Origin of the sequence: Aequorivita sublithincola DSM 14238 (assembly GCF_000265385.1) — a bacterium.
Lineage (GTDB): Bacteria > Bacteroidota > Bacteroidia > Flavobacteriales > Flavobacteriaceae > Aequorivita > Aequorivita sublithincola.
In genome coordinates, this window is record NC_018013.1 from 900,012 (window position 1) to 923,676 (window position 23,665).

16 protein-coding genes are annotated in these 23,665 nt (G+C 36.7%); 3 read left to right on the top strand and 13 right to left on the bottom strand.

Annotated features, from left to right (window positions below; genetic code table 11):
* Nucleotides 1-52 precede the first annotated feature (52 nt).
* Entirely contained in the window at nucleotides 53-1,429 is a 1,377-nt protein-coding gene (locus AEQSU_RS04305; protein ID WP_014781636.1) for a T9SS type A sorting domain-containing protein, read from the top strand.
* A 95-nt stretch (nucleotides 1,430-1,524) separates the two neighbouring features.
* On the opposite strand, the gene AEQSU_RS04310 is transcribed toward AEQSU_RS04305, so the two are convergent.
* The 4 genes from AEQSU_RS04310 to cyoE form a co-directional block, all read right to left on the bottom strand.
* On the bottom strand, nucleotides 1,525-1,914 hold the full coding sequence (locus AEQSU_RS04310) for a cytochrome C oxidase subunit IV family protein (RefSeq protein ID WP_014781637.1): 390 nt from the start codon (nucleotides 1,912-1,914) through the stop codon (nucleotides 1,525-1,527).
* Nucleotides 1,915-1,932: 18 nt separating this feature from the next.
* Nucleotides 1,933-2,916, bottom strand: coding sequence for a cytochrome c oxidase subunit 3 (locus AEQSU_RS04315; protein ID WP_014781638.1), 984 nt, complete (start codon nucleotides 2,914-2,916; stop codon nucleotides 1,933-1,935).
* Between the two features lie 45 nt (nucleotides 2,917-2,961).
* The gene (locus AEQSU_RS04320) at nucleotides 2,962-3,543 is read right to left on the bottom strand and encodes a cytochrome c oxidase subunit 3 (protein WP_014781639.1); all 582 of its coding nucleotides are present in this window, start codon (nucleotides 3,541-3,543) and stop codon (nucleotides 2,962-2,964) included.
* A 125-nt stretch (nucleotides 3,544-3,668) separates the two neighbouring features.
* Nucleotides 3,669-4,568: a heme o synthase gene (gene cyoE / locus AEQSU_RS04325; RefSeq protein WP_157429249.1), complete on the bottom strand. Its 900-nt coding sequence runs from the start codon at nucleotides 4,566-4,568 to the stop codon at nucleotides 3,669-3,671.
* Nucleotides 4,569-4,688: 120 nt separating this feature from the next.
* On the opposite strand from cyoE, the gene AEQSU_RS04330 reads away from it, so the two are divergent.
* On the top strand, nucleotides 4,689-5,672 hold the full coding sequence (locus AEQSU_RS04330; protein ID WP_014781641.1) for an MBL fold metallo-hydrolase: 984 nt from the start codon (nucleotides 4,689-4,691) through the stop codon (nucleotides 5,670-5,672).
* 36 nt (nucleotides 5,673-5,708) lie between these two features.
* On the opposite strand, the gene AEQSU_RS04335 is transcribed toward AEQSU_RS04330, so the two are convergent.
* The 8 genes from AEQSU_RS04335 to AEQSU_RS04370 all read right to left on the bottom strand — a co-directional run bounded on the left by AEQSU_RS04335 (nucleotide 5,709) and on the right by AEQSU_RS04370 (nucleotide 20,660).
* On the bottom strand, nucleotides 5,709-7,799 hold the full coding sequence (locus AEQSU_RS04335) for a protein involved in gliding motility RemB (RefSeq protein WP_014781642.1): 2,091 nt from the start codon (nucleotides 7,797-7,799) through the stop codon (nucleotides 5,709-5,711).
* 107 nt (nucleotides 7,800-7,906) lie between these two features.
* Complete coding sequence (locus AEQSU_RS16105) at nucleotides 7,907-8,686, bottom strand: energy transducer TonB (RefSeq protein ID WP_014781643.1); 780 nt, start codon at nucleotides 8,684-8,686, stop codon at nucleotides 7,907-7,909.
* A 115-nt stretch (nucleotides 8,687-8,801) separates the two neighbouring features.
* Entirely contained in the window at nucleotides 8,802-9,524 is a 723-nt protein-coding gene (locus AEQSU_RS04345; RefSeq protein WP_014781644.1) for an energy transducer TonB, read from the bottom strand.
* A 66-nt stretch (nucleotides 9,525-9,590) separates the two neighbouring features.
* Nucleotides 9,591-9,986 (bottom strand): VanZ family protein, encoded by a 396-nt coding sequence (locus AEQSU_RS04350; RefSeq protein WP_157429250.1) that lies wholly within the window; start codon nucleotides 9,984-9,986, stop codon nucleotides 9,591-9,593.
* On the bottom strand, nucleotides 9,955-10,335 hold the full coding sequence (gene gcvH, locus AEQSU_RS04355) for a glycine cleavage system protein GcvH (protein WP_014781646.1): 381 nt from the start codon (nucleotides 10,333-10,335) through the stop codon (nucleotides 9,955-9,957). Before gcvH ends, AEQSU_RS04350 begins: the two co-directional genes overlap by 32 nt.
* Nucleotides 10,336-10,356: 21 nt before the next feature.
* Entirely contained in the window at nucleotides 10,357-17,589 is a 7,233-nt protein-coding gene (sov, locus tag AEQSU_RS04360; protein ID WP_014781647.1) for a T9SS outer membrane translocon Sov/SprA, read from the bottom strand.
* A gap of 3 nt (nucleotides 17,590-17,592) precedes the next feature.
* Complete coding sequence (gene ruvA, locus AEQSU_RS04365; protein ID WP_014781648.1) at nucleotides 17,593-18,174, bottom strand: Holliday junction branch migration protein RuvA; 582 nt, start codon at nucleotides 18,172-18,174, stop codon at nucleotides 17,593-17,595.
* A gap of 197 nt (nucleotides 18,175-18,371) precedes the next feature.
* Nucleotides 18,372-20,660: an NADP-dependent malic enzyme gene (locus tag AEQSU_RS04370; protein WP_014781649.1), complete on the bottom strand. Its 2,289-nt coding sequence runs from the start codon at nucleotides 20,658-20,660 to the stop codon at nucleotides 18,372-18,374.
* 204 nt (nucleotides 20,661-20,864) lie between these two features.
* On the opposite strand from AEQSU_RS04370, the gene AEQSU_RS04375 reads away from it, so the two are divergent.
* Nucleotides 20,865-22,742: a hypothetical protein gene (locus AEQSU_RS04375; protein ID WP_245529117.1), complete on the top strand. Its 1,878-nt coding sequence runs from the start codon at nucleotides 20,865-20,867 to the stop codon at nucleotides 22,740-22,742.
* Here AEQSU_RS04375 and queG read toward each other — a convergent pair.
* Nucleotides 22,739-23,665 carry a tRNA epoxyqueuosine(34) reductase QueG gene (gene queG / locus AEQSU_RS04380; RefSeq protein WP_014781651.1) on the bottom strand — a complete coding sequence of 309 codons (927 nt, stop codon included), beginning with the start codon at nucleotides 23,663-23,665 and terminating at the stop codon, nucleotides 22,739-22,741. The genes AEQSU_RS04375 and queG overlap by 4 nt on opposite strands.

A 23,665-nucleotide genomic window follows, 5' to 3' on the forward strand; every position in this document is an offset into this window, starting at 1 on the left:
CGAAACTAATAGACGGCCTCAAATTTTGGGGCTGTCTTTTTTCATAAATAATATGGTAAAATATTCATTTATAATTGCTGTTATTCTATTCAACCTTAAAAGTGCAGCACAATTTGGCTCCCAACAGTTAATTACAACCGAGGCAAATTTGCCAGCAAGAGTAGTATGCGGTGATATTAATGGTGATGGAAATATGGATGTGGCACTAGCTGCAAGATCTTTGGCAACTCCCTATAACCTCGCTTGGTTAGAAAACACAAATGGTAACGGTGATTTTGGATCCATAAATCTAATTGGAACGATGAGCGAAACATACAGAATTAACTTAGCCGATTTAGATAATGATGGTGATTTAGACGTTATTGGAGCCACTGTATTTTTAGATATTATTTCTTGGTATGAAAACTTAGATGGTTTAGGCAATTTTAGCCCTAGAAATATAATTTCGAATACCGCAGATGGTGCGCATGATGCTATTGGAGCAGATATAGATAATGATGGCGATATAGATGTTGTTTCAGCATCAAATAACTCTGGATTAGCGTGGTATGAAAATCTTAATGGGCAGGGTAGTTTTAGTGCTCCAAAAATAATTAACAATATAATTGACTCTTCACGCTCCGTCATGGCAGTTGATATGGATGGGGATGGCGATATGGACATTTTGGGTAATGCGAGACAACCCGCGCAAATATTCTGGATGGAAAATATGGATGGTCAGGGCACTTTTGGGACAATGCATATTGTACTTGAGATGGGTTTTTATGCCAATACAGTTTTTGCCGCAGATGTGGATGGGGATGACGATATGGATGTTGTTTCAGCAACCCCATATATTAATGAAGTTGCTTGGTATGAAAACCTAGATGGTCTTGGAAATTTTGGATCAAAAAATATAATAACCAATACCTTATCAAAACCATATGCAGTCTATGTGGAAGACCTTGACAATGATGGGGATAATGATGTATTGGCTACTAGTGTGGATCCTTTTGGTGGAGAAGTAGTATGGTTTGAAAATTTAGATGGACTTGGCTCTTTTAGTACCAAAAAAATCATAGACAGTGCTTTGGTTTTTCCGCGGGATGTTTATGCAGCCGATATAGACAACGATGGCGATATGGACGTTTTTATTGCCGATCAAAACGACAATAAAATTGCATGGTATGAAAACATGACCATTATTGGTATTCAGGAAAACCAAGCAGTTTCATTTACAATATACCCAAATCCAGCAAAAAATACTTTAACCATTAAAAGCGATGAACCGCTTCTTTCTGCAAGGTTTTATGATGTTTTAGGAAGAAAATTACTAGAGGAAACAACAAATTTTGAGCAACTAAATGTTTCGAGTTTACCAGCTGGTTTATTGTTTGTAAATCTTAAAACCCAATCAGGAACGGTAACAGAGAAAATTATAAAAGAATAGTTGTCTTTTCCGAGTTAAAAACCTCCCTTTTTACAAAGATTTGTAATACAAAAAAACCCTCCAAAAGAGGGTTTTTAAAATATTGTAAACTCGGTTTAAAAGTTAAACTTTATAAATCCAGATTTATAAACTTCATATATATAATCGCCTTCAATAAGTATAAGTACTACCAAATAGGCAATTAGAAAAACTGCGGTCCAAACTGCTGCTCTTCGCAAACCTGTGGTTTCGTCGCGCATGTGCATAAAGTCCCAAGTAATATAGTAGGCCTTAAAAATTGTAAGAATAATAAATATCCAGTTAAGAAGTTTTAGTGCCAAAAAGTGATGCTCTACCAGAAAGTCTGGTCTCATAATACCCAGCGCCACTTCTATAATAGTAACGATAGAAAGTACAACAAATACTCCCCAAATTTTAGTTATGTTGGATTTAAACTTTAGAGTTCCTCTAAAGATTGCTAATTTATGTGCTTGATCGTGTGCCATTTTTTAAATATTGAAAATCTATACAAGATAAAAGAATGTAAATACAAATACCCATACTAAATCCACAAAGTGCCAGTATAGTCCAACCTTCTCAACCATTTCATAATGGCCGCGACGTTCATATGTACCAATAATTACGTTGAAAAAGATAATACAGTTCAACAAAATCCCGATTGAAACGTGAAATCCGTGGAATCCTGTAATAAAGAAGAAAAAGTCTGCAAACAATGGATGACCATATTCATTGTGACGAAGGTTTGCGCCTTCCACAATCATATTACCGTCATTTACCACTTTGGCAATAGATTCTTCTCTTGATAAAACTATATGATGTCCGTTTTCGTCTTTGTTTGGGAGTCTTACCAAAAGATTATCATTGGCAAGGAAACCTGCTTTTACTTGTTCAAAAGAAACGCTAGGTTGGTATTCTGTGTCTTTTTTATACCAAATTCCGTTTTCTTTGGTTTGTAAGGTTCTTTCTCCAGTACTAGCAGCTGCAAAGTCGCCAATAGCAACTCTTTCGCCTTCTTTATTTAGAAACTGAATAATCTGCCCACCGTGAGTTTCAACTGCGCCGTATTCACCTTTAATAAAGGTTTTCCACTCCCAAGCCTGAGAGCTTACGAAGATAAGACCCCCAATAATGGTTAGGAAAAGATAAAAGATCACTTTTTTCTGCTGCATTTTATGACCCGCATCTACAGCCAAAACCATAGTTACAGATGAAAAAATCAGAATAAACGTCATAAAGGCCACATAATACATGGGCGCCTCTACTCCGTGAAGAAATGGGAAGTGGGTAAAAACTTCATCCGCAATTGGCCAAGCATCAATAAATTTGAATCTTGAAAATCCGTATGCGGCTAGAAAACCAGCAAAAGTTAATGAATCGGAAACGATGAAAAACCACATCATCATTTTGCCATAACTTGCTTTAAGCGGATCGGTTCCGCCGCCCCAGGTTTTTCCTTCGGTACCTGTTTTTACAACAGTAGCTTCCATAAAAGTAATTTGGTTTTAAATAAGGTTCAAAAATACGTTTAATTTTTATTTAACGAAATATAAAAACAAAAACAGGTAAATCCACACTACATCCACAAAATGCCAAAATGTTGCAGCTAGTTCAACGCCAAGGGTTTTACCGTTTTCATATTTTAGTTTATAATGATTATAAATTACTATTAAAAGGGTTACTAAGCCCGCAAATACGTGTGCTACGTGAAGTAAAACAACCAAATAAATAAAAGAGGTGGTAATACTACTTGTTGGTCCTGTAAAATTATAACCACTTTTAATGATTTCTGAAAAACCAACAAATTGAAATATTACAAATAAAATACCGAGTGAAAAAGTTGTTATCAGAAGAATCATTCCCAAGCTGCGCTGCATTTTTCTAATTGCTCTAAGAGCAAAATGAATGGTAAAACTACTTACAACAATTAAAGCAAGACTAATATAGAATGCTTGTGGTATTTCAAAATTAGAAATCCAATCTGGTCTTTCCTTGCTTACTACATAAGCGCTGGTAAGCCCAGCAAAACTCATAGTTAAGCTAATAAGCCCAAACAAAAGCATGTTTTTCTTTGCTCTTTTTATTTTGGCCTCTTCGGTTCCTTTAGTTAAATCCATTTTATGATTTGTTAATTCGTTGATTCGTTGATTCGGGTCCCGATAGCTATCGGGGCGGGATTCGTTAAAATACCTTTTAATTCGTCATTAATTATCCTTCAGCAGTCTTCCTTCATCGGTCATATTCACCTTACAAATTTATCTACCACATAAATTATCTGCAATAATGTAATATAACTCACGCTTGCAAGCATTAGCTGTTTCGCAGCTTTTGATGTTTTTTCCTTATAAAGTCTAATTGCGTAATAAATTAGTCCAATACCCAATAGACCAATCAAAATTCCTGAAACTGGTGTTAAGAAAAGTTTTCCAGTGATTCCTAAAACTGGAATAAGTGAAACTAAAACTGTCCAAACTGTATAGAAAATCACTTGAAATGCTGTGCCTTTATCTCGTTTTCCATTCGGGAGCATAAAGAAACCACCCTTCTTATAATCTTCAAAAAGAAACCAGCCAATGGCCCAAAAATGTGGGAATTGCCAGAAAAATTGAATCATAAATAAAGTTCCTGGTTCAATACCAAATTTACCTGTGGCAGCTACCCAACCCAACATAAACGGAATGGCTCCTGGAAAAGCACCCACAAAAACTGAAAGTGGAGTTTTGGTTTTTAGAGGCGTGTAAAGGCTAACGTACATAAAAATGGATATTGCTCCAAACATCGCAGTGATCGGGTTGATGGAATACAGAACTACAACACCCACAATAGTTAAAATACTAGCAAGAATAAAAGCAGTCTGAACCGTCATCTGTCCTGCGGGGAGAGGCCGATTTTTAGTTCGATCCATCAATGCGTCAAGGTCACGCTCTATAATTTGGTTAAATACGTTTGATGCGCCAACCATACAGTAACCACCAACACACAACAAAAAAAGAATATAGAAATCTATGGAGTCTGCACCTAATAAATATCCCGCAACAGATGAAAACACAACACTGACGGAAAGTCGAAGTTTTGTGATTTCGGTGAAATTCCTTACAAGGGATTGACTTATTGATTGTGATTTGGTAACGGACAAGCTCATTTTTTTAAGGCTGCGCAAAGATACGTTTCCTTTAATTTTTTCCCCAATATATTCTTGACAATCTTATGCTTTTATTTCAGTATTTTTAGTATTTTGAACCGATTTATAAACTAAAAAATTATGTTTTCCAAGATAATCCTAAATACGACCTTTCTATTATTCGTTTTAACAGCTTTTGCGCAAACCGATTCTGGAGAGAAGGTACACACAAAACTCATAAAAGTGAAAAACAACATCTATATGCTGCAAGGTAATGGCGGTAATATTGGGCTCAGCTTTGGCAATGACGGCGTTTTTATGATAGACGATCAATTTGCAGATGGGATTGAACAAATTCAAAAGGACATTAAAAAAGTGAGCGACAAACCTGTTCGACTTTTGGTGAACACGCATTTTCATGGAGATCATACTGGTGGAAACGCGGCAATGGCTGCAACAGGAACGGTTATTTTTTCACAGGAAAACGTTCGCGATCGCATTCTAGGAATGGTAGAAAGTGAAAAAACAAAAATATCAGACAAATCGCTTCCGATAGTTACTTTTTCGGAAGATCTTACGTTTCATTTCAACGGAGAGAAAATATATGTTTTCCACGTGCATAATGCCCATACAGATGGTGATGCAATGGTTTATTTTACCAAAAATAACGTTTTGCACACTGGCGACGTATTCTTCAACGGAAAATATCCCTTCATAGATGTTGAAAACGGTGGAAGTTTAAAAGGTTGTATTGAAGGACTTGAAAAAGCCTTGTTGGTTATAAATGAAGATACTAAAATTATTCCAGGCCACGGAAATATGGGAACTCCCAAAGACATTTCTAAAACGCTAGATATGATTAACACTATCTATAAAAGAGTATATAAGAATTACGTCAACAAAAAATCGGAAGCGGAAGTTTCTAAAATGACTGATTTAACAAAAGAATTTGACGAATTAGGTTATGGTTCTGGTTTTATAAACACAGAAGCTTTCCTAAAAATGATTTATGGCGAAGTTGCCAAAGAGCGCGGAGACATTGAAGCCAACGCAGAGAAAAATGCAAAAGCGCGTGAAAAGGTTGAAAAAATGATGAAGGAGCAAGAGAAAAAAGGAAAAAATTAAAATTTTCGAATTTAAAAGTTAGCCTTGTGCCGTTTATCAGAAATCATAATACCAATTAAACAAATCTGTACGAATTCCAAAATTCACCCAACTGGTTTGGTTTTTAAACACTGTTTCGGTATCAACTTCTGGATTGAAATCCCTGAAAATAAAACTTCCGTAGATTTTTAAGTTGGTCGCTGGGTTAATAATATAACCGGCTTGCAGTTCAGCGTGAAAAAATTTGGTTGTATTTCCTTGAGCTAGTTCATTGCCATCATCTGCAATACGGTCGTCTTCGGTTCCATAAATGTTTCCTCCGTAAAATTTTGAGTCTTCTGGAGTGTTGAATTCAAAACCTCGTTTAGCTACTATAAACTTTGCATCACTATAAATTCTTCCTTTTTGGTAGCGTGCAATACCGATAAATTCAGAAAAATTAGCGCCAAGCGTATGCGCCATAGATTGATTGTTGTGACCGTAGTTCAGAACAACCGTGTTGTGTGAATATGTGTAAGGACGAACTCTGTTATACTCCGTTTGTAAATACAGATTTTTCAAACCAAAGGCATCGTAATACTTTAGACCAAGTTGATAACCGGTTTTATTTTTATAACTACCCTTTCCGCCAAAAACATCGCTGGTTGAAAATTCATCAATTATAAACTGGCCATAAGCGTTTATGCGGTCACTAACTTTATATTTTGTACTGATACCAATCAGTGCATTTCCACCACGAGAACCTGTAGAAAATTCTATAGCACGATAGAAAATAATTGGGTTTAAATAATTCAAATCAAAGCCACGGTCATTATCATTCTGCCAGATAACTGACTCAAAAAGTCCAATATTCAACCGCTTTGTGATGTTATAACTTAAATAATGGTTTGCCATAAATTTTGTTCGAAAAGAACCATCTGCCGTAACTTCTGGTCGCACATCGCGCAGTGACATCCAAGTGTTTGTATATTTCAGTTTCCAAAAAGTAGTATTTATTTTGAAGTATGGATATGGACTAGCATTATCACTGGTCAATAAAGAACGATACCCATCGCCAAGAAACGTTTTACCGTGACCAAACTGAATGTTGAAATATTTTGAAGGCGTATAGGAAATATGGCCTGTCGCAATTGGATAATCATAAGAATCTGACCGAAAACTTTTTGCAATACCTCGTCCCGGAATAATTGCCGGATTTCCACCATCTGGGCGGATAGATTCAGCATACCTATTATAGTAATCTGCAAAACGACCTTGGCTTTCATAGATAACTGCAAAAAATCCGAGCTGTTTCCCAATGCCTCCTTGAGTGTAAACTAGACGAGTGTTGTTATACGTGTCAATGTCTGCATCAAAATCTTTTCCTGCTTGCAAATCCACACCAGCATCTAGGGTTATCCAATAGTCTTTTGCCTTTATGGTTATTAAGTGTTCGTTCCAAAGTTTTCTGCCAAACCACGAAGATTTATTCTTTAAAAGCGGTTTGTTTGCTGCTTCAAAATCATAGTATTTATTTACTTCACTATAAATATATGGCTTTTGTGCGGTGTGATTGTTTAGTCCTACACGATTTAAAGCTGAATCAAACTGACTGTAATTGTGGTGTGAAAGTGGAATGTTTATATTGCTTGTGTATTCTTCATTATTATAAGGAAGATTTTCAATGGCTTCATATTCATTCACCAAAGCTTCTCTTTCGTTCTTTTTTGAAATTTCAGCAGTCTGAATAATACTCTCTCCGGGTTTCACTAACGGAATTGCAATTGGCAACGTAAATTGAACATAAGCTGGCGAACCATTATACGTCGCGGGTTCCACTTCGGGTAGCGATTCAAAAACACGGCGTGCTTCTTCTTTTAATTCATCATAAATTCCGTCAACATATAATACTTTAAACTTACCTTCTTTGGTCACTTCAAAGAGTACGTTTACATTACCCTTATAATTTTCTTGAAATACTTTTTCGGGAACTTTGAAATTTTGAAAAACGAATTGTTGCAAAGTATTTTTAAAACAAGCTTCTAAAGCGTCAACTGAAGCACTGTTACATTCTTTAAAAACGGGATATTTTTCATATTGAGCCGATGTGACCTGCGCGAAAGATACTACTGAAAAACAAAAAATAGAAAGGAAGATAAACTGCTTCATTGGGAGTATGACTGTTTAAAGCGGAAAGATAACAGTTTTTTCGCAATGATAGGATTCAAAAAAGGCTTCCATTTTAATTGGAAGCCTTCAATTTTAGTTAAAATAATTTACTGAATCTTAAATACGATTGGCACTGTATAAAGCACATCCACGTTTTTATCGCCTTGCTTGCCGGGTTTCATTGTTGGCAAATCACTTATTACTCGTTGCGCTTCTTTCTTTAAATTTTCATTGTGAGCGTTAGCAGCAACTTCAGTCACAAAACCATTTGAATCTATTTTAAAATTTACATAAATCCTATAGGTTTCATTTGGTTTCAAATTCTCCAAAACTTCTTTTCTAAACTTTTTGTTTACAAAAGAGCTTATTTTGGAAGACATACATTCCACTTTTTCTGCGTTAGTTCCCAAAGATTCACATCCGGGAAAAACTGGAACAAACTCTACATTCATTATATTCTTCGGTTTGGTATCCTCAGGAATTGTGGTTGTAATCACAGGGGTTACTGGCGCTTCATTTACCTGAACATCTGTCGTTGCAATTGGTGTTTCAACATCTGGAGCCGTGTTTGGCTTCACATCAAAAGTGTTGCTCTGTATAACTCTTTGAATTGGCACTTTCTTTTGAACAACGGTATTTTGCTTTTCAATAGGTTTTGGTGTGTCCACATAAATTTCATAATTCATCATTGGTGGTTCTTCCAAGCCTTGAGAAGTATCTGGTTTATATTCTGCTACCCTCATTTCAAAATCTGTTTGCATCAAAAAGAAAACTAGCAGCAAACTAACAATAACGCCTATTTGAAAAAACAAACGTGAATTCCATTTGATGTTAATTGCTTTTTTTACATCTCTTTTGTTTTGGTAATCATTCTCAGTTGTTTTCATAATATATAGATTTAAAGGTTAACACTATATGAAATACAACTGTTGTGCCAAAACGAAAAAACCTCGTATTTGCTGGTGCAAACACGAGGTTTTATTTAAAAATTCTATAGTTTATTTACTGAATATCGAAAATAATTGGAAGTGAATATAATACTCCAACTGGTTTCCCACGTTGTTTTCCTGGAGTCATATTAGGTAGTGATTGCACTACGCTTACCGCTTCTTTTTCAAGTCTTGGGTGCGGTGCACGAGCACGAACATCTATTACTTTTCCGTTTTTATCAATTTTAAATTGAACTGCAATTCGCTGTCTGCCCTCCAAACCAAGATCTGATGCTAAGTTAGTATCAAACTTTTTGTTTATAAACTCACTAATTTTAGTGGACATGCATCTCTTTTTTGCGTCATTTCCTTTTTCATTTTCACAACCTGGATAAATAGGCACATTTTCAATTACTGCGAAAGGAACATCGGCAATTTCTTCTTCAACCACTTCTTCTTTAATCTCCTTAACCTCTACAATTTTTGCATCTTGTTTCGTTTCGGTAGATTTTATAATAGTTTCTTCTTCTTCAGCTTCGTCTTCCATAACCTCAATAACTTCTGGCGCTGGTGGCGGCGGAGGCGGCGGAGGTGGAGGTGTTAATTGTTGTGTGATTGGAACTTCTTCTTCCAGTTCATCGCCTACGTTTAATTGTCCGTAGTCATTATCGGATTTATCATAAGATTTCCATTCAATTGCTTGCCACGCAAGGAAAAGCATTACAACCATTCCAAGTTGGAAAAAAAGCATGCTTCTACGACTAACGTCTGCTTTCGGATTTTTTTTGGGTTCCATAATAGTGGGTTTAACTTGTTGCTAAAATATAGAAATTATCGTTTAATCTAAAACTTAATTGAAAAATTAAGTTTTTAATTTATTTTTTACTTGTTTGAAAAAAAAGATTCCAAGCAATGAACCTATTAGGTTAGCAGCTACATCTAAAATATCTGCGCTTCGCGTACCCGTTACTGTTCCTTGTAATATCTCAACTATTATGCCATAAAACAAGGCTGAAAGTAACAATATCAAGACCAATTTATTGCTAATTTGGAAGTCCATTTTTATATAAAAATAGCACAACCATAAATTTACCAACATAAAATAAATCAAAGAGTGAACTATTTTATCCAATCCCGTTAGACTAATTTTCGGTAAATCTTGACCTGGTAATAAAAACAAAACTGATATAAAACAGCTATACAATATTGCCAGAAACAAAATTGGTTTAGCCGCCAATAAGCGCTTTGTATGCAGCATCGTCTAAAAGTTCTGCTATTTCATCTGGGCTTGATAATTTCATCTTTATCATCCAGCCTTCACCATAAGCATCGGTATTAACTTTTTCTGGTTCGGATTCCAGCGCTTCATTAAATTCTACGATTTCTCCGGAAAGCGGTAAAAACAAATCTGAAACTGTCTTTACAGCTTCAACTGTTCCAAATACTTCATCCTTATCCATAGTATCGCCAACGGTTTCAACTTCTACATAAACTATATCACCTAGTTCGCCTTGGGCGAAATCAGTTACTCCTATAGTAGCGATATCGCCTTCAATAAGAACCCATTCGTGGTCTTTTGTGTATTTTAAATTTGATGGTACATTCATAATAAATTGGTGTTAAAATTCTTAGTTTCCAAAGTTATATCGAAGTGTAAAGCCACTTCTTATTGTTGTTTGTGGGAATGCCGTTGAAATGGCATATTTAGAGAATGAATGGTCATAATAGAACAATGCCGTTAGGTTCTTACTTAATGCATAATCTATGGACAACTGTGCGCCATAAATGGTCTGGCCTGCAGTAGTCTGATTATTCATAATATCTAAATACCTTATAATGGTTATATTATCTCTTCTTGAAAGGTCTACTTTAAAGTTTAAATCGCTAGTAATAACAGATTTCTTTCCTCCAAAATTAGTAGACACCCGTAGATCTTTTATTCTATAACCAAGTCCTACAATATATTCATTTCCTTTGATTTCAGTTAGCAAGTTATTTGCAAAACTCAAAGAAAGGGCGCGGTCTTTTCGCATCTCGGCGAGAATTTTTACTGAGTTATTCATTTCAAAATCAACGCGTAATAGAGGTGAAAACTGTTCGGTTAAGTTTACATTGGTTAAAAGTGTTTTAACCTTAAAGTTACCCGCTTGATCGGTGGCTTCTGGAAATGTAGGGTCGTAATCTAAATTAGACTGAAACTGATTTACAGTGTAACTTGCTCTATAACCATGTGTAAGTGAAAAACGCTTGAAGTTTTTCTTAAACCAAGGAACATTCATCAAACCAGTATATTTAATATCCCAGTTTGGAAGTGGAATATCTCTAAGAATCCCAGTTTTTTCTTTGGAAGCATTGCTGCCTTTATACGCCGCTAGGAACGATGGCAATAAAACATCTTGACTATTTCTTCCGAAACCAACTGGATAACCTAAAGTATCTCTTGGAATTGCTGCACCTTGATAATAATCTTCAGCAAGTCTATTTGCTATTGTTAATCGGTTTGTTCTAAAATCGTCAAAAGCCGCAGAGCTAAATTCATCGCTCGCACTAAATGCCGTTTTGATTAAAACAGTTGAAATATTGAAGTTACCATACGTATTCGGCGTTAACGAATTGTAAAGTCCATCCTGAATTATATAGTTTTCAGCATAGTTTTCAGAATAAATTCTACTTCCGTTTACGTCAATCGTTAAATCTTTTATAGGCTCCAAGTTTGCTTGAATGTCCATTTGGCGACTTTCTACCTCGGTATATTGTTCGTTAAACTCTGGGTAAATTGTTAACCAACCTTTTTTAGCCGCTAGCTCTCTAACTTCCGCTTGGCTTCCGAATACAAATCCAGTAGTAGGTTTAAGTGTTCCAATAAAGCCGATGGATGGCAAATAACCAGGTAAATAGATACCGTTGTTTTCTTGATAATTGAACTGAATTTTCTTCAGCATCGTTGCGAAGCCGATAAGCGTATTCATTGCTTTATCGCCAGCATTCAAGCCACCTGCTGCTGCGGCTCCTCTTCCCATAACATTTGGAGAACCTTCTTTACCGTTTGAAAGGGCACTATTTTTATCTGGAGATATTTTTCCTTCTCGCCCTTCCTTTTCTTCTTTGTCCGAGGGTTTGTCATTACCTGTCCCATCGGTAGATTTTCTTACCTTACTTTTCTTAATTTTAGTAAGACCCACGTAACGGTAAAAACCGTTCATGTCTATACTAGAATTTATTTGGTGCGTACTTGCATTCTGGATTGCATTCCCCAGATTATAGGTGTCGGTTGTACCATCAGCCAAGGTGATTGGCAGCTCATTGAACTGTTTACTTCCTGCTTGCCATTGGTAATCGCCAGTATAGGAATAGGTAGCTCTAACAAATTTCAAGAAAGGAAATTTGCTGAAAGGCAAATCATAGTTAACCTGCAATGACTGGAAATGTTGGTTTGGATCACCCACATCAAAGAAACCGTCCCAAACTCCTATTTGATTATCTACAAACCCTGAATCGTCCACATAATTATTCACAATCATGGTGTTGGAAGAGGTGAAGTTGAAACGCAAAGCCTTTGTCAAATTGTGATTGATGGTATATTGCCAATCAAAAAGATAATTGCGCTGATACAATCTAGGTAAGCCAATATTATTGGAATCTACATTTATCTCTCTAAATTTCTGCTCGTTGTATTGACGCGTAATATTGGAGCTTACTGCAATATTGGTTGGTAAATAGTTAAAGTTGAAATCTTTCAGGAACTTCCAATATTGACTTCTAAATATTGAATCGTTCTTTTTGAAAGGTTCCACAGGTTTAGCCGTGAAATTATAATTGTAAGTTGCTCCAAGACGAACGTTTTGTTCTAGTGCATCTTCTACTTCAAAATCGTGATGGTCTGTCTGGTTATATGAGAAAGAAGCTGTTAGGTTTTCAACATCATATACTTTCGCTTTGGCATCTCCTGTTCGTTCTTTACGAACTCCAATTAGGTTTACACTTTGTCGTTTGGTATAGTTTACAGATTGTTCCTGAATTCTATCTTTTTCTTCTTGGTCGTCAGTGTTGTCTAACCTAGATTCCAATTCTATATCTTGGAATTCTGGATCGTATTGTGGGGTAATTAATTCCTCTGAACGTCCGTAGTTAAATGGTAATTGAACACCCCATTTCTTCGGCATTAATTGTCCTAGGTTTAAGTTTGTAACCACATCATATTGCTTCAGGTCTTCACGGCTTCTTTGGTTTGGTCCTTGTTCTATGGAACCAAAACCTACGGTGCTTCTTTTACCTGTTGCGCTAATGGTTGCGAAATCTGCAATGTTGGCGTCCATACTTACTACTGCAGCCCATCCTCCTTTGTTTTTAAGTTCGGACATTCTTAGCTCGTTAAACCAAACTTCACCACATATGTCATTATTGGTTTTGTTTTTTACACCGAGCATAATATTACGAACGTTTCCAAAACTTGGATTTCCTTTTATACCTATTACCAATTCATTTTCGCCATTAGAGCCTCCGCCATCAAGTTCTGATTGATTGAAATAGTTAACAATTGTTGGGTCATATAGATTTCTATCTCCAAGCACTATGGTTTTTACTTGCTGAAGCAATTCTAAAGGTAAATTTAAACGGTTGGCAAGTGGCCAAATTTCATCCGCTGTTCTGGCGCCAAAGTTTGTTGGGTTTAGCGGTATTTGAATTTCGTAATAGTTATTGGTAAGGTCATTCCCCAAACGAATAAAGGCATACATGTCTCCATTGGCAAGTTCTGTTTGGTTTTGTAATGATTCTGCGTGAATAAACATTTCCAGATTTTTATACTGACGCATATCTACATTAAAGCTTTTATATACGGAACGACCATCATTAGGTTCTAGTCCACAAACTCGCAATGCTAATGATTGCTCATTTTCACGAATAATATTATTGTTATTGTTGAATTCCTCACGACGTAAACCTGGAGGCAATACATAAGGTATTGGAGAACGATTTTCGTTTTCCTCTATGCTAACGGCTTCTACTTCAAATAGAGTATCGTCGTTTGCTGGATCTTCAAAAGTAATATCGTCCAATGTTTTTTCGAATCTTCTGTAGTCGCCACGAACCAGTTCTAAAGTTCCAAAACGCAATACTGTGTTTTCAGAAAACTTTGAAAGGAACATTCTCATAAAACGAATGGATCTATAATCTGAAATTCCACCTCTGGCAGCATCAGGCTTACTGATTGGAACTTTGAATTGCACCCAACGCACGGGTATAACATCGTTATTCTGTGTAGTAACATCAAGCTCCTTAATATCAGAAATATAGGTGTTATTCGCTTTAGTCATTCCTGGAAAAACGGGCACATTATATTCAAAATAACTGTTTATCGTGTTCATCGTATTGTCACGATTAATATCCTCAACATCTGGCTGGGCGGTGCTTCCACGATTGTTATTTGTAACTTCTACTGGAGAGTTTCCTTGAGTTCCGTTATATTTTAGGTAACGATCTAAAATACCTCCATCGGCTTGTAAAAAGTATTGGTAATCATCGTTGGCTGGATCATCACCAAATCCTGGATATTTGGCTGCTTCTTCAGCATTGCTCAAACCGTCCAGACCTATATCTTGATTAATTCGTTCTTGTCCATCACTATCAAAAGTATATACAAGCGATTGGTTTAATGGAACTTTACCCCATTCAGTTGGAAGTGTATTTGCATCGCCTCCATCTTTTGGCAGGCCGTTTTCATATTGTTTTCTTCCGTCCTTTAAAATATCTTCGGAAATGCTACCAAGGTTGAAGTTAATGGTTCCTCCAGGATTGGTGTTATTTTCATCATATATGAAAGGATCCATAACCCAAAATTGAATATATTCCACATTAGATTTTTCAAAATCTGTAGTGGTAATCGGTCTCATTATTCCACCAAAATTATCTTTTGGACTTGGAAGTGTTCCACTGGTGGCAGCTGGATTGTAGTTGTATTCTCCTCGTGTTGTTGGATAATATGACAAATCTAACGTAAACAATGCCTGCGTCTGTCCTTGAATAATATCTTGTTCTGGGAAAATTTCATCCCTGAAAACACGTCTGGTAAATGGAGAAGATAGGTCTTCATCATTAATTCCTTCTGGTCGCTGACTGCTGTAGAAAATTGGGTCAATAGTGTACCAAGATAGTTTAGCGCGTTTATAGTTGTAACTAAGTTTATCAGGGTCTTTGTCATCGTAAAAATTAGTTGGCGTACTAGCTAAAAACCAGCTACTTGGAGTGCTAATGTCATTTCCGGTTTGGGAGGCTTCAAAATCATCAACATAGACTGTTGTTTTTCCGTCGAAATCTGAAACTTTTGGTGCTCCTGGCATTAAATAAGCAAATTCCCCACGTAATGAAATATTAGATTCCACATCGGTATCTATGTTTGGTAGGTGGTTTACCATTCTAGTTAAGAAAGGAACTTCAGTGGCGTAATTTAAATTTATACCATAAACCGTATTGTTGATTGGCTCAACACCATAAGACGATTTTTGAGTTATAGGACGTTCGTTTAGGTTTAAATAGGTCGCGCCGATTAGGAATTTATCGCTAAACTTATGCTCCACATTCAAGCCTGTAAAACGTTTGCTCTGCTGCCCAAAAAGTGAATTATTTTCTGTGCTAACCGTAATCGGAATGTTGCTATTTAGCAATCCTGGATCTAAAATTTGAACCCTTCCTAATTGATAGTTTACGGTGTAATCTACTCCTTCTACTAAAGTTCGTCCACCAGCCTTAACAGTTACTGAACCTTGAGGAATGTTGAAAGCACCAATAGGAATACCATCTGCCCCCGTAGATTTGTAAGTTCCTTTTAACTGAAACTTGTTTTTTTCACTTTCTTGCTGTTCGGCTTCCGTTTTTGTTCCAGTGTAAAGTGTACGGAAAACGTATTTTGCCTGGTTAGCGTTATAGGTAGTCGGAATGGTATATGTTGCTGGAGCAGAAGGCACATTTAACTTGTCGAAAAGATGTTTTCCAAAAGGCTCTACAGATGTAAATATGATACGGCCGTTTTGTGCATCAACCGTTAAACCTGGAAGAAAGTCAAAGAAACCATCGCCACCTTGCACAGGATCGTTGTTGAAATCCAATCTATCAAGATTAAATACCTTTAAAAGAATTTGATTCTTAACATCATCAGGAAGTTCTGGTCCTCCTGGCGCAGGCTCTATATAATTACGAGGCGAAGCTTCAGTGTAAAATATATTCATCTTGAAATCTTCCTTTTCAAGCTGATAGGCACCAATTGGGTAGATGTTTTTCATCATTAAATCCCAAACTGGTTGCTTCACATTAGTAATGCTACTTTTTAAAAGTTTTACAACAAGATTTTGTGACAAACCAGATACTGGTCCTGGAGGTGGGTTTGTTCCGCCACCACCGCCAGTAGTTGTTTGTGTACCTCCAGATGCTTCCACACCGTCATTGGAAAATTCACCTACTTGATATACTTTTCCATTAACGGTAAATTGATAGGAGATTGCCAAAACTTCATCATTAGTAAGACGTTGGTTTAATGATATATAACCCAACTGCGAATTAAGCGTATATTCGCTACCTTCTAATCTTCGGGCATTTTCAAGAGTTACGAAATCAGTTCCTTCATTAACTGAAACTCCAGTAAAACCTTGGCTCACACTTGCCACATCGCGAATTGCAGGATTGAGCAACGAAGCCTCAGATCCATCAATTCCGAAAGGATTAAAAAGGTTATTTTCATTATCAGGATATGCATTCCGTCCAGCTCTAATAAAACCTCCTGGAGGAACGGATAATCCTATATTTGTTGGATCGGATTCACCGATATCCTGTAATGCTACAATATTACGAACGTTGTCAGTTCGGCTAGAGCGGTTGGTAATCCAAATCTCCATTCTAGTAATCTGCACATTGCTATTTATGAAAGGATATTGCTGCAAAGCGCGATCATAATTATCTCTAAAATAATGTGATAAAAAGAAGTGACGGTTTTCGTCATAATCCAAAGCTGCTAATTCAAAATCTGTAATAGTAGCACCACCTTCCGCAGTAACAGTTCTTGTTTCTGATTTTTGTTCCGAAAAAACTCCAGTAATTGTAGTTTTTCCAAACTGAAGTTGTGTTTTTACTCCAAAAAGACTTTGCGCTCCTTGGATTAAGGAACTATTTAGCGGCATGCTTACGTTACCTACTTCTATTTTTTGAATAATATCGTCTTCCGTTGGGGTGTATTCCAGCTTCAACTGGTTTTGGAAATCGAAGGTGCTTTCGGTGTCGTAATTTGCAGTAACTTGAAGTCTTGTTCCTACTTTTGCTAATAAGCTTAGACTAATTCGCATGTCAAAATCAAAACCGAAATTGCTTCTGTTTCGTGGTGAAAATGCGGGATTGTCTTGTTTGGTGTAAAGCATTCCAAGGTCGATTTCAACAGAACCTTGAGGAATCACTTCAATACTATCACCACCAAAAACGGACTCAAAGAAACTTGAATTCACATAAAAAGTTGGCAACAAGTTTTTTTGTTGCTCCTCTGCTCCATCTTTTCTACCATCAGCAGCATCAATTTTTTCTTTGAAATAGGCCTTCATCTGCTCCTCTTGGATTAGACGTTGGTATTCCTGACGCGTAAGAATAATAGGGTAGGTAATCTTAAAACTACCCAAGGTTTTGGTATAAATGTATCTATCTGTTATAGGATCATAGGTGTATAAATCCTGAATACTGGCGGGACTTGGAAGATCCATCCGGCCCATCTCATTGCCTACGGCAGTCGAGTCCTGCGCCTGCGATAAATTGCTGACCAATATGAAACTTAAAATTGCTAAAAGCTTAAAAAAGCCACCCTTATAAACGTAATTTTTTGCCTTCAAATTTTATAAATTTTTTAAAGCTTGTTTAATGATCATTTCTGCGGAAGCATCTGGGTTTTCTCTCACAATGGTATCCACCACTTTCTCAGACTGTTTGCGAACAAAGCCTAGCGTCTCCAAAGCAGATAACGCTTCATTTTTGTTCGTATTGCTTGTTCCAGCAGAAATTGACGACAAACCGTACACTTTCAAAATCTTATCTTTTAAATCCAAAACCACACGTTGGGCGGTCTTGGCTCCGATTCCTTTTACTGATTGGATTGTTGGTATATCATTGTTTGCAATGGCATCCAAAACTTGTTCTGGCGCTAACGATGATAACATCGTTCTAGCTATGCTAGCTCCTACTCCAGAAACACTAATCAGTAATTTAAATATTTCACGTTCCGCAACACTTGAAAAACCGTATAGGGTATGGCTATCTTCCCGAACAAGCAAATGAGTGAATAATTTAACATTTTCACTCTTAGGAAGTTCGGAAAATGTGTGCAAAGAAATATTGATATAGTACCCTACTCCATTGCAATCTATCACTACATCTGTTGGGTTTTTTTCAACCAGTCTGCCCTGTATATGGGTTATCATATGTTAACGAAAACTTAAAGGCTCAAATATAGCATAATTATTTGCAACTGCCATTGGGGTTTTTGTGAAAATATTACAGGAAAATACTGTGGAAAACAATTAGTTTTTGTTGTTATTTTTAATATTTATATGAAAAAAAACCACAAAGGTTTTGAAAACCTTTGTAGTCTAGTATCTATATATTTCTTGAGAAAAGTCTAATTCTTTACATGCTCCCGTTTCTCCTTCTGTTGCGCATCCACAACCGCAACTGCGCTCATGTTTACAATTTCTTCCACACTGGCACCCATCTGCAAAATATGGACTGGCTTGCGCATTCCTAACATTATTGGGCCAATGGATTCAACACCATTAAGAGCTTTCAGTAATTTGTAATTGCTGTTTGCAGAATCTAAGTTTGGGAAGATTAACGCATTTACCTTTTTACCTGCCAATTTTGAAAAAGGAAATTTCTTCTGAAGCAACTCAGAGTCTAGAGCAAAGTCTGCTTGTAATTCTCCATCCAAAACCATATCGGGATTGCTTTTATGAATCAAGTCTACCGCTTCACGCACCTTGGTTGCTCGTGGATCTTTGGAAGATCCAAAATTTGCATAGGAGATCATTGCAATAACTGGTTGCAGTCCAAACATTTTCATGGTGTAATTGGTCATTCGTGCAATTTGCGCAAGTTCTTTTGCTGTTGGATCAATATTTATGGATGTATCTGAAAAAAATAATGGTCCGCGCTTGGTAAGCATTAAATTGGTTGTCGCAACTTTGTTTACGCCTTCAAACTTTCCTATGGTTTCAAATACGGGCTTTACTACCAAAGGATACGATCTGGAATATCCAGAAATCATGGCATCTACATCACCTTCGCTCACCATCATGCCGGCGAAATAATTTCGTTCCGTCATTAATTTTTGAGAATCGTAAAGCGTGATGCCTGTTCGCCTTCGTTTTTTCCAAAACTTTTCGGCATAGCTATCTAGTTTTTCAGGCTTTGTGTCACTTTTCGGATCTATTATTTCTAGGTCTGCATCAAATTCCAATTGCTGCATAAAATCTAGAATAACTTCTTTTCTTCCCAATAAAACTGGTATGGCGATTCCTTCTTCGTAAACAATTTGGGCAGCTTTTAATACATCTAAATGATCTGACTCTGTAAAAACAATTCGCTTTGGGTTAAGTTTTGCACGATTGATAAGCAAACGGATAATTTTATTATCGCCGCCCATTCTTTCGTATAGCTCATCTTGATATTTCTCCCAATCGGTAATAGGATTCATTGCAACTCCGCTTTCCATTGCAGCTTTTGCCACAGCGGGCGGAACGGCAGTAATAAGGCGAGGATCAAAAGGTTTTGGAATGATGTAATCTTTTCCAAAAGTAAGTTTCGTTTCGCCATAGGCAATATTCACTTGTTCTGGCACAGCTTCTTTGGCAAGATCTGCCAAGGCTTTAACTGCTGCCATTTTCATGGCTTCGTTGATTTTTGTTGCGCGAACATCCAATGCACCACGAAATATAAACGGGAAACCTAACACATTGTTCACTTGGTTAGGATGATCACTTCGGCCTGTGGCCATAATGATGTCTTTTCGAGTTTTCAATGCAATATCATATTCAATCTCAGGATCGGGATTGGCCATTGCGAAAACTATTGGGTTTTCTGCCATACTCAACAGCATTTCAGGCGAAACGATATCCTTTACTGAAAGTCCCACAAAGACATCGGCATCTTTCATGGCTTCGTCCAAAGTATCAATTTTTCTATGGGAAGCAAATTCTGCTTTTTCTTCGGAAAGGGTATCGCGATCTTTTCTAATAACGCCTTTGCTGTCTAGCATTACAATATTTTCGGGTGTGGCGCCAAAGGCTTTGTAAAGTCTTGTACACGAAACTGCCGCCGCGCCCGCACCACTAATAACTATGGAAACATCTTCAATCTTTTTGCCTGTAATTTCCAAAGCATTAAGCAAAGCTGCTGCCGAAATGATCGCCGTTCCGTGCTGATCGTCGTGCATTACCGGAATATCCAGCTCTTCCTTTAGCCTTCTTTCAATTTCGAATGCTTCGGGAGCTTTTATGTCTTCAAGGTTTATTCCGCCGAAAGTTGGCGCAATATTTTTTACCGTTGCCACAAATTCATCTATGTTTTCGGTGTTTACTTCAATATCAAAAACGTCAATATCTGCAAATATTTTGAAGAGTAAACCCTTTCCTTCCATTACTGGTTTTGAGGCTTCGGGACCTATGTTTCCCAATCCCAAAACGGCTGTTCCGTTTGAAATTACGGCAACCAGATTTCCTTTGTTTGTATATTTATAAACGTTGTCTACATTCTTTTCAATTTCAAGGCAAGGCTCTGCAACGCCTGGAGAATAGGCCAAGGAAAGGTCGCGTTGGGTAGAATAATTTTTTGTTGGAACTACCTGAATTTTTCCAGGTCTTGGTTTTGCGTGATATAATAAAGCCTCGCGACGTCTACTTTGTTTACTCATAATTCTTGTGATTTTTGTATGGCTTCAACACTATTTTGTAGCATTTGGGAAGTAAAATCAAAGGTACGAGTTTTCAAAGAATCGAAACCATATATTGTAACTTAGGTTTCCTGAAAAAAGTAAAAATCAACTTTAATAAGTTATTTTAAAGAATCAAAGTAGGTTTCAATACTTTTGGGATGTAATTGCTATTGAAAAGAAAAATTGAAACCTGCGCACTTCATATTGTTTTTGTTTGTGGCGTTTTCTTGTTTGCAGCTTTCAGCTCAGGACAAGAAAACTGCACGAGATAGTACGCAGCTTTATAATAAAATTGAAAACTATTCAAAAAAAAGAAAATTTACAAAAATGATTCATCGATGGGTTTTTAGACCTACTGCACGTAAAGAAGAAAGAGAACCTATAAAGGAAGCCGAAAAACCAAAGTACCAGCAATATGAAGGGAAAATAATTCGAAATATAATTATAAAAACGAATGATCCCTTTGGCTTTTCTTTTACAGATAGTACAAAGGTTCCTAGAAATTGGCTTGAAAAATCTGGAAACGCCATTCATATAAAATCGAAAAATCTGGCAATTCGAAATTTTTTACTTTTAAAGGAAGACAGGCCTTTGGACACGCTTTTAATGGCAGAATCTGCACGACTTATAAGGTCTCAAAATTATATTCGTGAAGTTGAAATTTCACCGCAATTTGTTTCAACCGCTCAAGATTCAGTAGATATTACTATTACGGCTTTGGATTCCTGGAGCCTTATTCCTAAAGCAGATATTTCCAGTTCTCAAACTAAACTTAAACTTAGAGAACGTAACTTTTTTGGCACAGGACATCAAATTAGGCTTGGATTTTCAAAAAGATTGGAAGATGGCGCCGATGCTTATGATGCGAGCTATACCATTCCAAATTTCAAAAACACCTTTATAAGCGCGACCGGAAAATATGCTGTTGGCTATGAGGGTTATTATGAAAAAACATTAGCGCTGGACCGAATATTTTATTCGCCATTAGCACATTGGGCAGGCGGAATTTTTTTGCAAGAGCGCTATATGGCAACGACCCTCAAAAAAGACTTGATAACTTACGTTAATAAAGATTTCAAGTATATCGTACAAGATTATTGGGGTGGCCATTCCTTCCAGATTTTTAAAGGAAATACCGAAAGAGAACGAACTACCAGCCTTATTGCGAGCGCGCGATCCTTGTTAGTGGATTACAAAAATCTTCCCACCATTGAGTATGATAGCATTCGATTTTTTTCTGATGAACGATTTTTTCTAGGAAGCGTCGGTATCGCGTCAAGACAATTTATTCAGGATAGTTATATTTTTAAGGATGGCGTTACCGAAGACGTCCCCGTTGGAATTATTTACTCTATAACTGGTGGAATTCAAAATAAAAATCACGCCAACAGATTATATCTTGGGGCGCAGGCTTCTTATGGCAACTACTTTAAATGGGGCTTTATGAGTTTGAATTTTGAATTGGGAAGTTTCTTTAACCATTCAAACACAGAGCAAACCACATTTAGTTTTCAAGCAAATTATTTTTCACACTTATGGTCATTGGGTAATAAATGGAAAATGAGACAGTTCGTAAAACCACAGTTGGTAATTGGGATCAACCGTTTAAACACAGAAGAGGATAGGCTAAGTCTTAACGAAAATCCAGAGTTTACTGGAGTTTATGGCAATCTATATTCCGATCATAGAAACGGAAATATTCAAGGTTTCGAAAGCCGAGAGACGGGAACTTCAAAATATGTAATTAAACTGCAAAATCAATTTTATTCTCCTTGGGAGGTTTTGGGGTTTAGATTCAATCCTTTTGTAAATATTACGGCAGGAATGCTTTCTGAAACCAACCGTAGCTGGCGGCGCAACCACATATATTCTTCATTTGGTGTGGGTTGCATTATTAGGAATGATTATTTGGTGTTTAGTTCCTTTCAGTTATCATTTGCCTATTATCCGCAAATTCCTGGGCAGGGAAATAATATTTTTAAAACGAATGCTTTTGAAAACGACGATTTCGGAATGTCTGATTTTCAAATTGGGAAACCGCGGACGGTTATGTACAACTAATCTTTTAAAAATTTGATGTTTCGTTGTAAACCTGAAAACTTGGTTCGCTTTACTGCGCTTTTCTGAAATATTTTTTGAAAAACTTCTTCGGTAATTTCTTCCCAATCTTTTTTAGTCATTGAAAGTAGTTCAGGATTTGGATTGAAAAGCGGTTCATTATGCGATTTACTAAAACGGTTCCACGGGCAAACATCTTGGCAAATATCACAACCGAACATCCAATCTTCAAACTTACCTTTTTCTGAAATAGGGATTTCGTTTTTTAATTCAATAGTAAAATAGGAAATGCATTTACTGCCATCCACAACTTTATCGGCAACAATTGCATTTGTGGGACAAGCGTCAATGCAGGCGTTGCAGCTTCCACAATGATCTGTTACAGGATTGTCGTATTCCAAATCCAAATCGAGGATTAATTCTGCAATAAAATAGAAAGAACCTACTTGTTTTGTGAGCAGATTACTGTGCTTGCCAATCCATCCCAACCCACTTTTTGCGGCCCAGGCTTTGTCTAAAACGGGTGCGGAATCAACAAAAGCACGACCATTTACTTCGCCAATTTCTTCGGAAATGAATTCCATTAATTGCTTCAACTTGTCTTTTATTATGAAATGATAATCCACGCCGTACGCATATTTTGAAATTTTATAGCTTTCAGAAGTTTGCGTTTCGGAAGGAAAATAATTCAGCAATAAAGAAATAACACTTTTGGAATCTGGAACTAAAAGTGTTGGATCTAACCTTTTATCGAAATGGTTTTCCATATAGGCCATTTCGCCATTCATATTATTTTTCAGCCAATTTTCCAATCTTGGCGCATCTTCTTCCAAAAACTCTGCTCTACTTATACCACAAGAAATGAAACCGAGACGCTTGGCTTCGGCTTTTATTAACTGCGTATATTTTGAAGAATTCTGAATCAA

Bases quoted from the DNA above. Each gene is read 5' to 3' on its own strand.
- gcvH (WP_014781646.1), bottom strand. From the start codon at position 10,335: ATGAATGTACCATCAAATTTAAAATACACAAAAGACCACGAATGGGTT.
- AEQSU_RS16105 (WP_014781643.1), bottom strand. From the start codon at position 8,686: ATGAAAACAACTGAGAATGATTACCAAAACAAAAGAGATGTAAAAAAA.
- AEQSU_RS04310 (WP_014781637.1), bottom strand. From the start codon at position 1,914: ATGGCACACGATCAAGCACATAAATTAGCAATCTTTAGAGGAACTCTA.
- AEQSU_RS04370 (WP_014781649.1), bottom strand. From the start codon at position 20,660: ATGAGTAAACAAAGTAGACGTCGCGAGGCTTTATTATATCACGCAAAA.
- ruvA (WP_014781648.1), bottom strand. From the start codon at position 18,174: ATGATAACCCATATACAGGGCAGACTGGTTGAAAAAAACCCAACAGAT.
- AEQSU_RS04350 (WP_157429250.1), bottom strand. From the start codon at position 9,986: ATGCTGCATACAAAGCGCTTATTGGCGGCTAAACCAATTTTGTTTCTG.
- AEQSU_RS04345 (WP_014781644.1), bottom strand. From the start codon at position 9,524: ATGGAACCCAAAAAAAATCCGAAAGCAGACGTTAGTCGTAGAAGCATG.
- AEQSU_RS04315 (WP_014781638.1), bottom strand. From the start codon at position 2,916: ATGGAAGCTACTGTTGTAAAAACAGGTACCGAAGGAAAAACCTGGGGC.
- AEQSU_RS04335 (WP_014781642.1), bottom strand. From the start codon at position 7,799: ATGAAGCAGTTTATCTTCCTTTCTATTTTTTGTTTTTCAGTAGTATCT.
- cyoE (WP_157429249.1), bottom strand. From the start codon at position 4,568: ATGAGCTTGTCCGTTACCAAATCACAATCAATAAGTCAATCCCTTGTA.
- AEQSU_RS04330 (WP_014781641.1), top strand. From the start codon at position 4,689: ATGTTTTCCAAGATAATCCTAAATACGACCTTTCTATTATTCGTTTTA.
- AEQSU_RS04305 (WP_014781636.1), top strand. From the start codon at position 53: ATGGTAAAATATTCATTTATAATTGCTGTTATTCTATTCAACCTTAAA.
- AEQSU_RS04320 (WP_014781639.1), bottom strand. From the start codon at position 3,543: ATGGATTTAACTAAAGGAACCGAAGAGGCCAAAATAAAAAGAGCAAAG.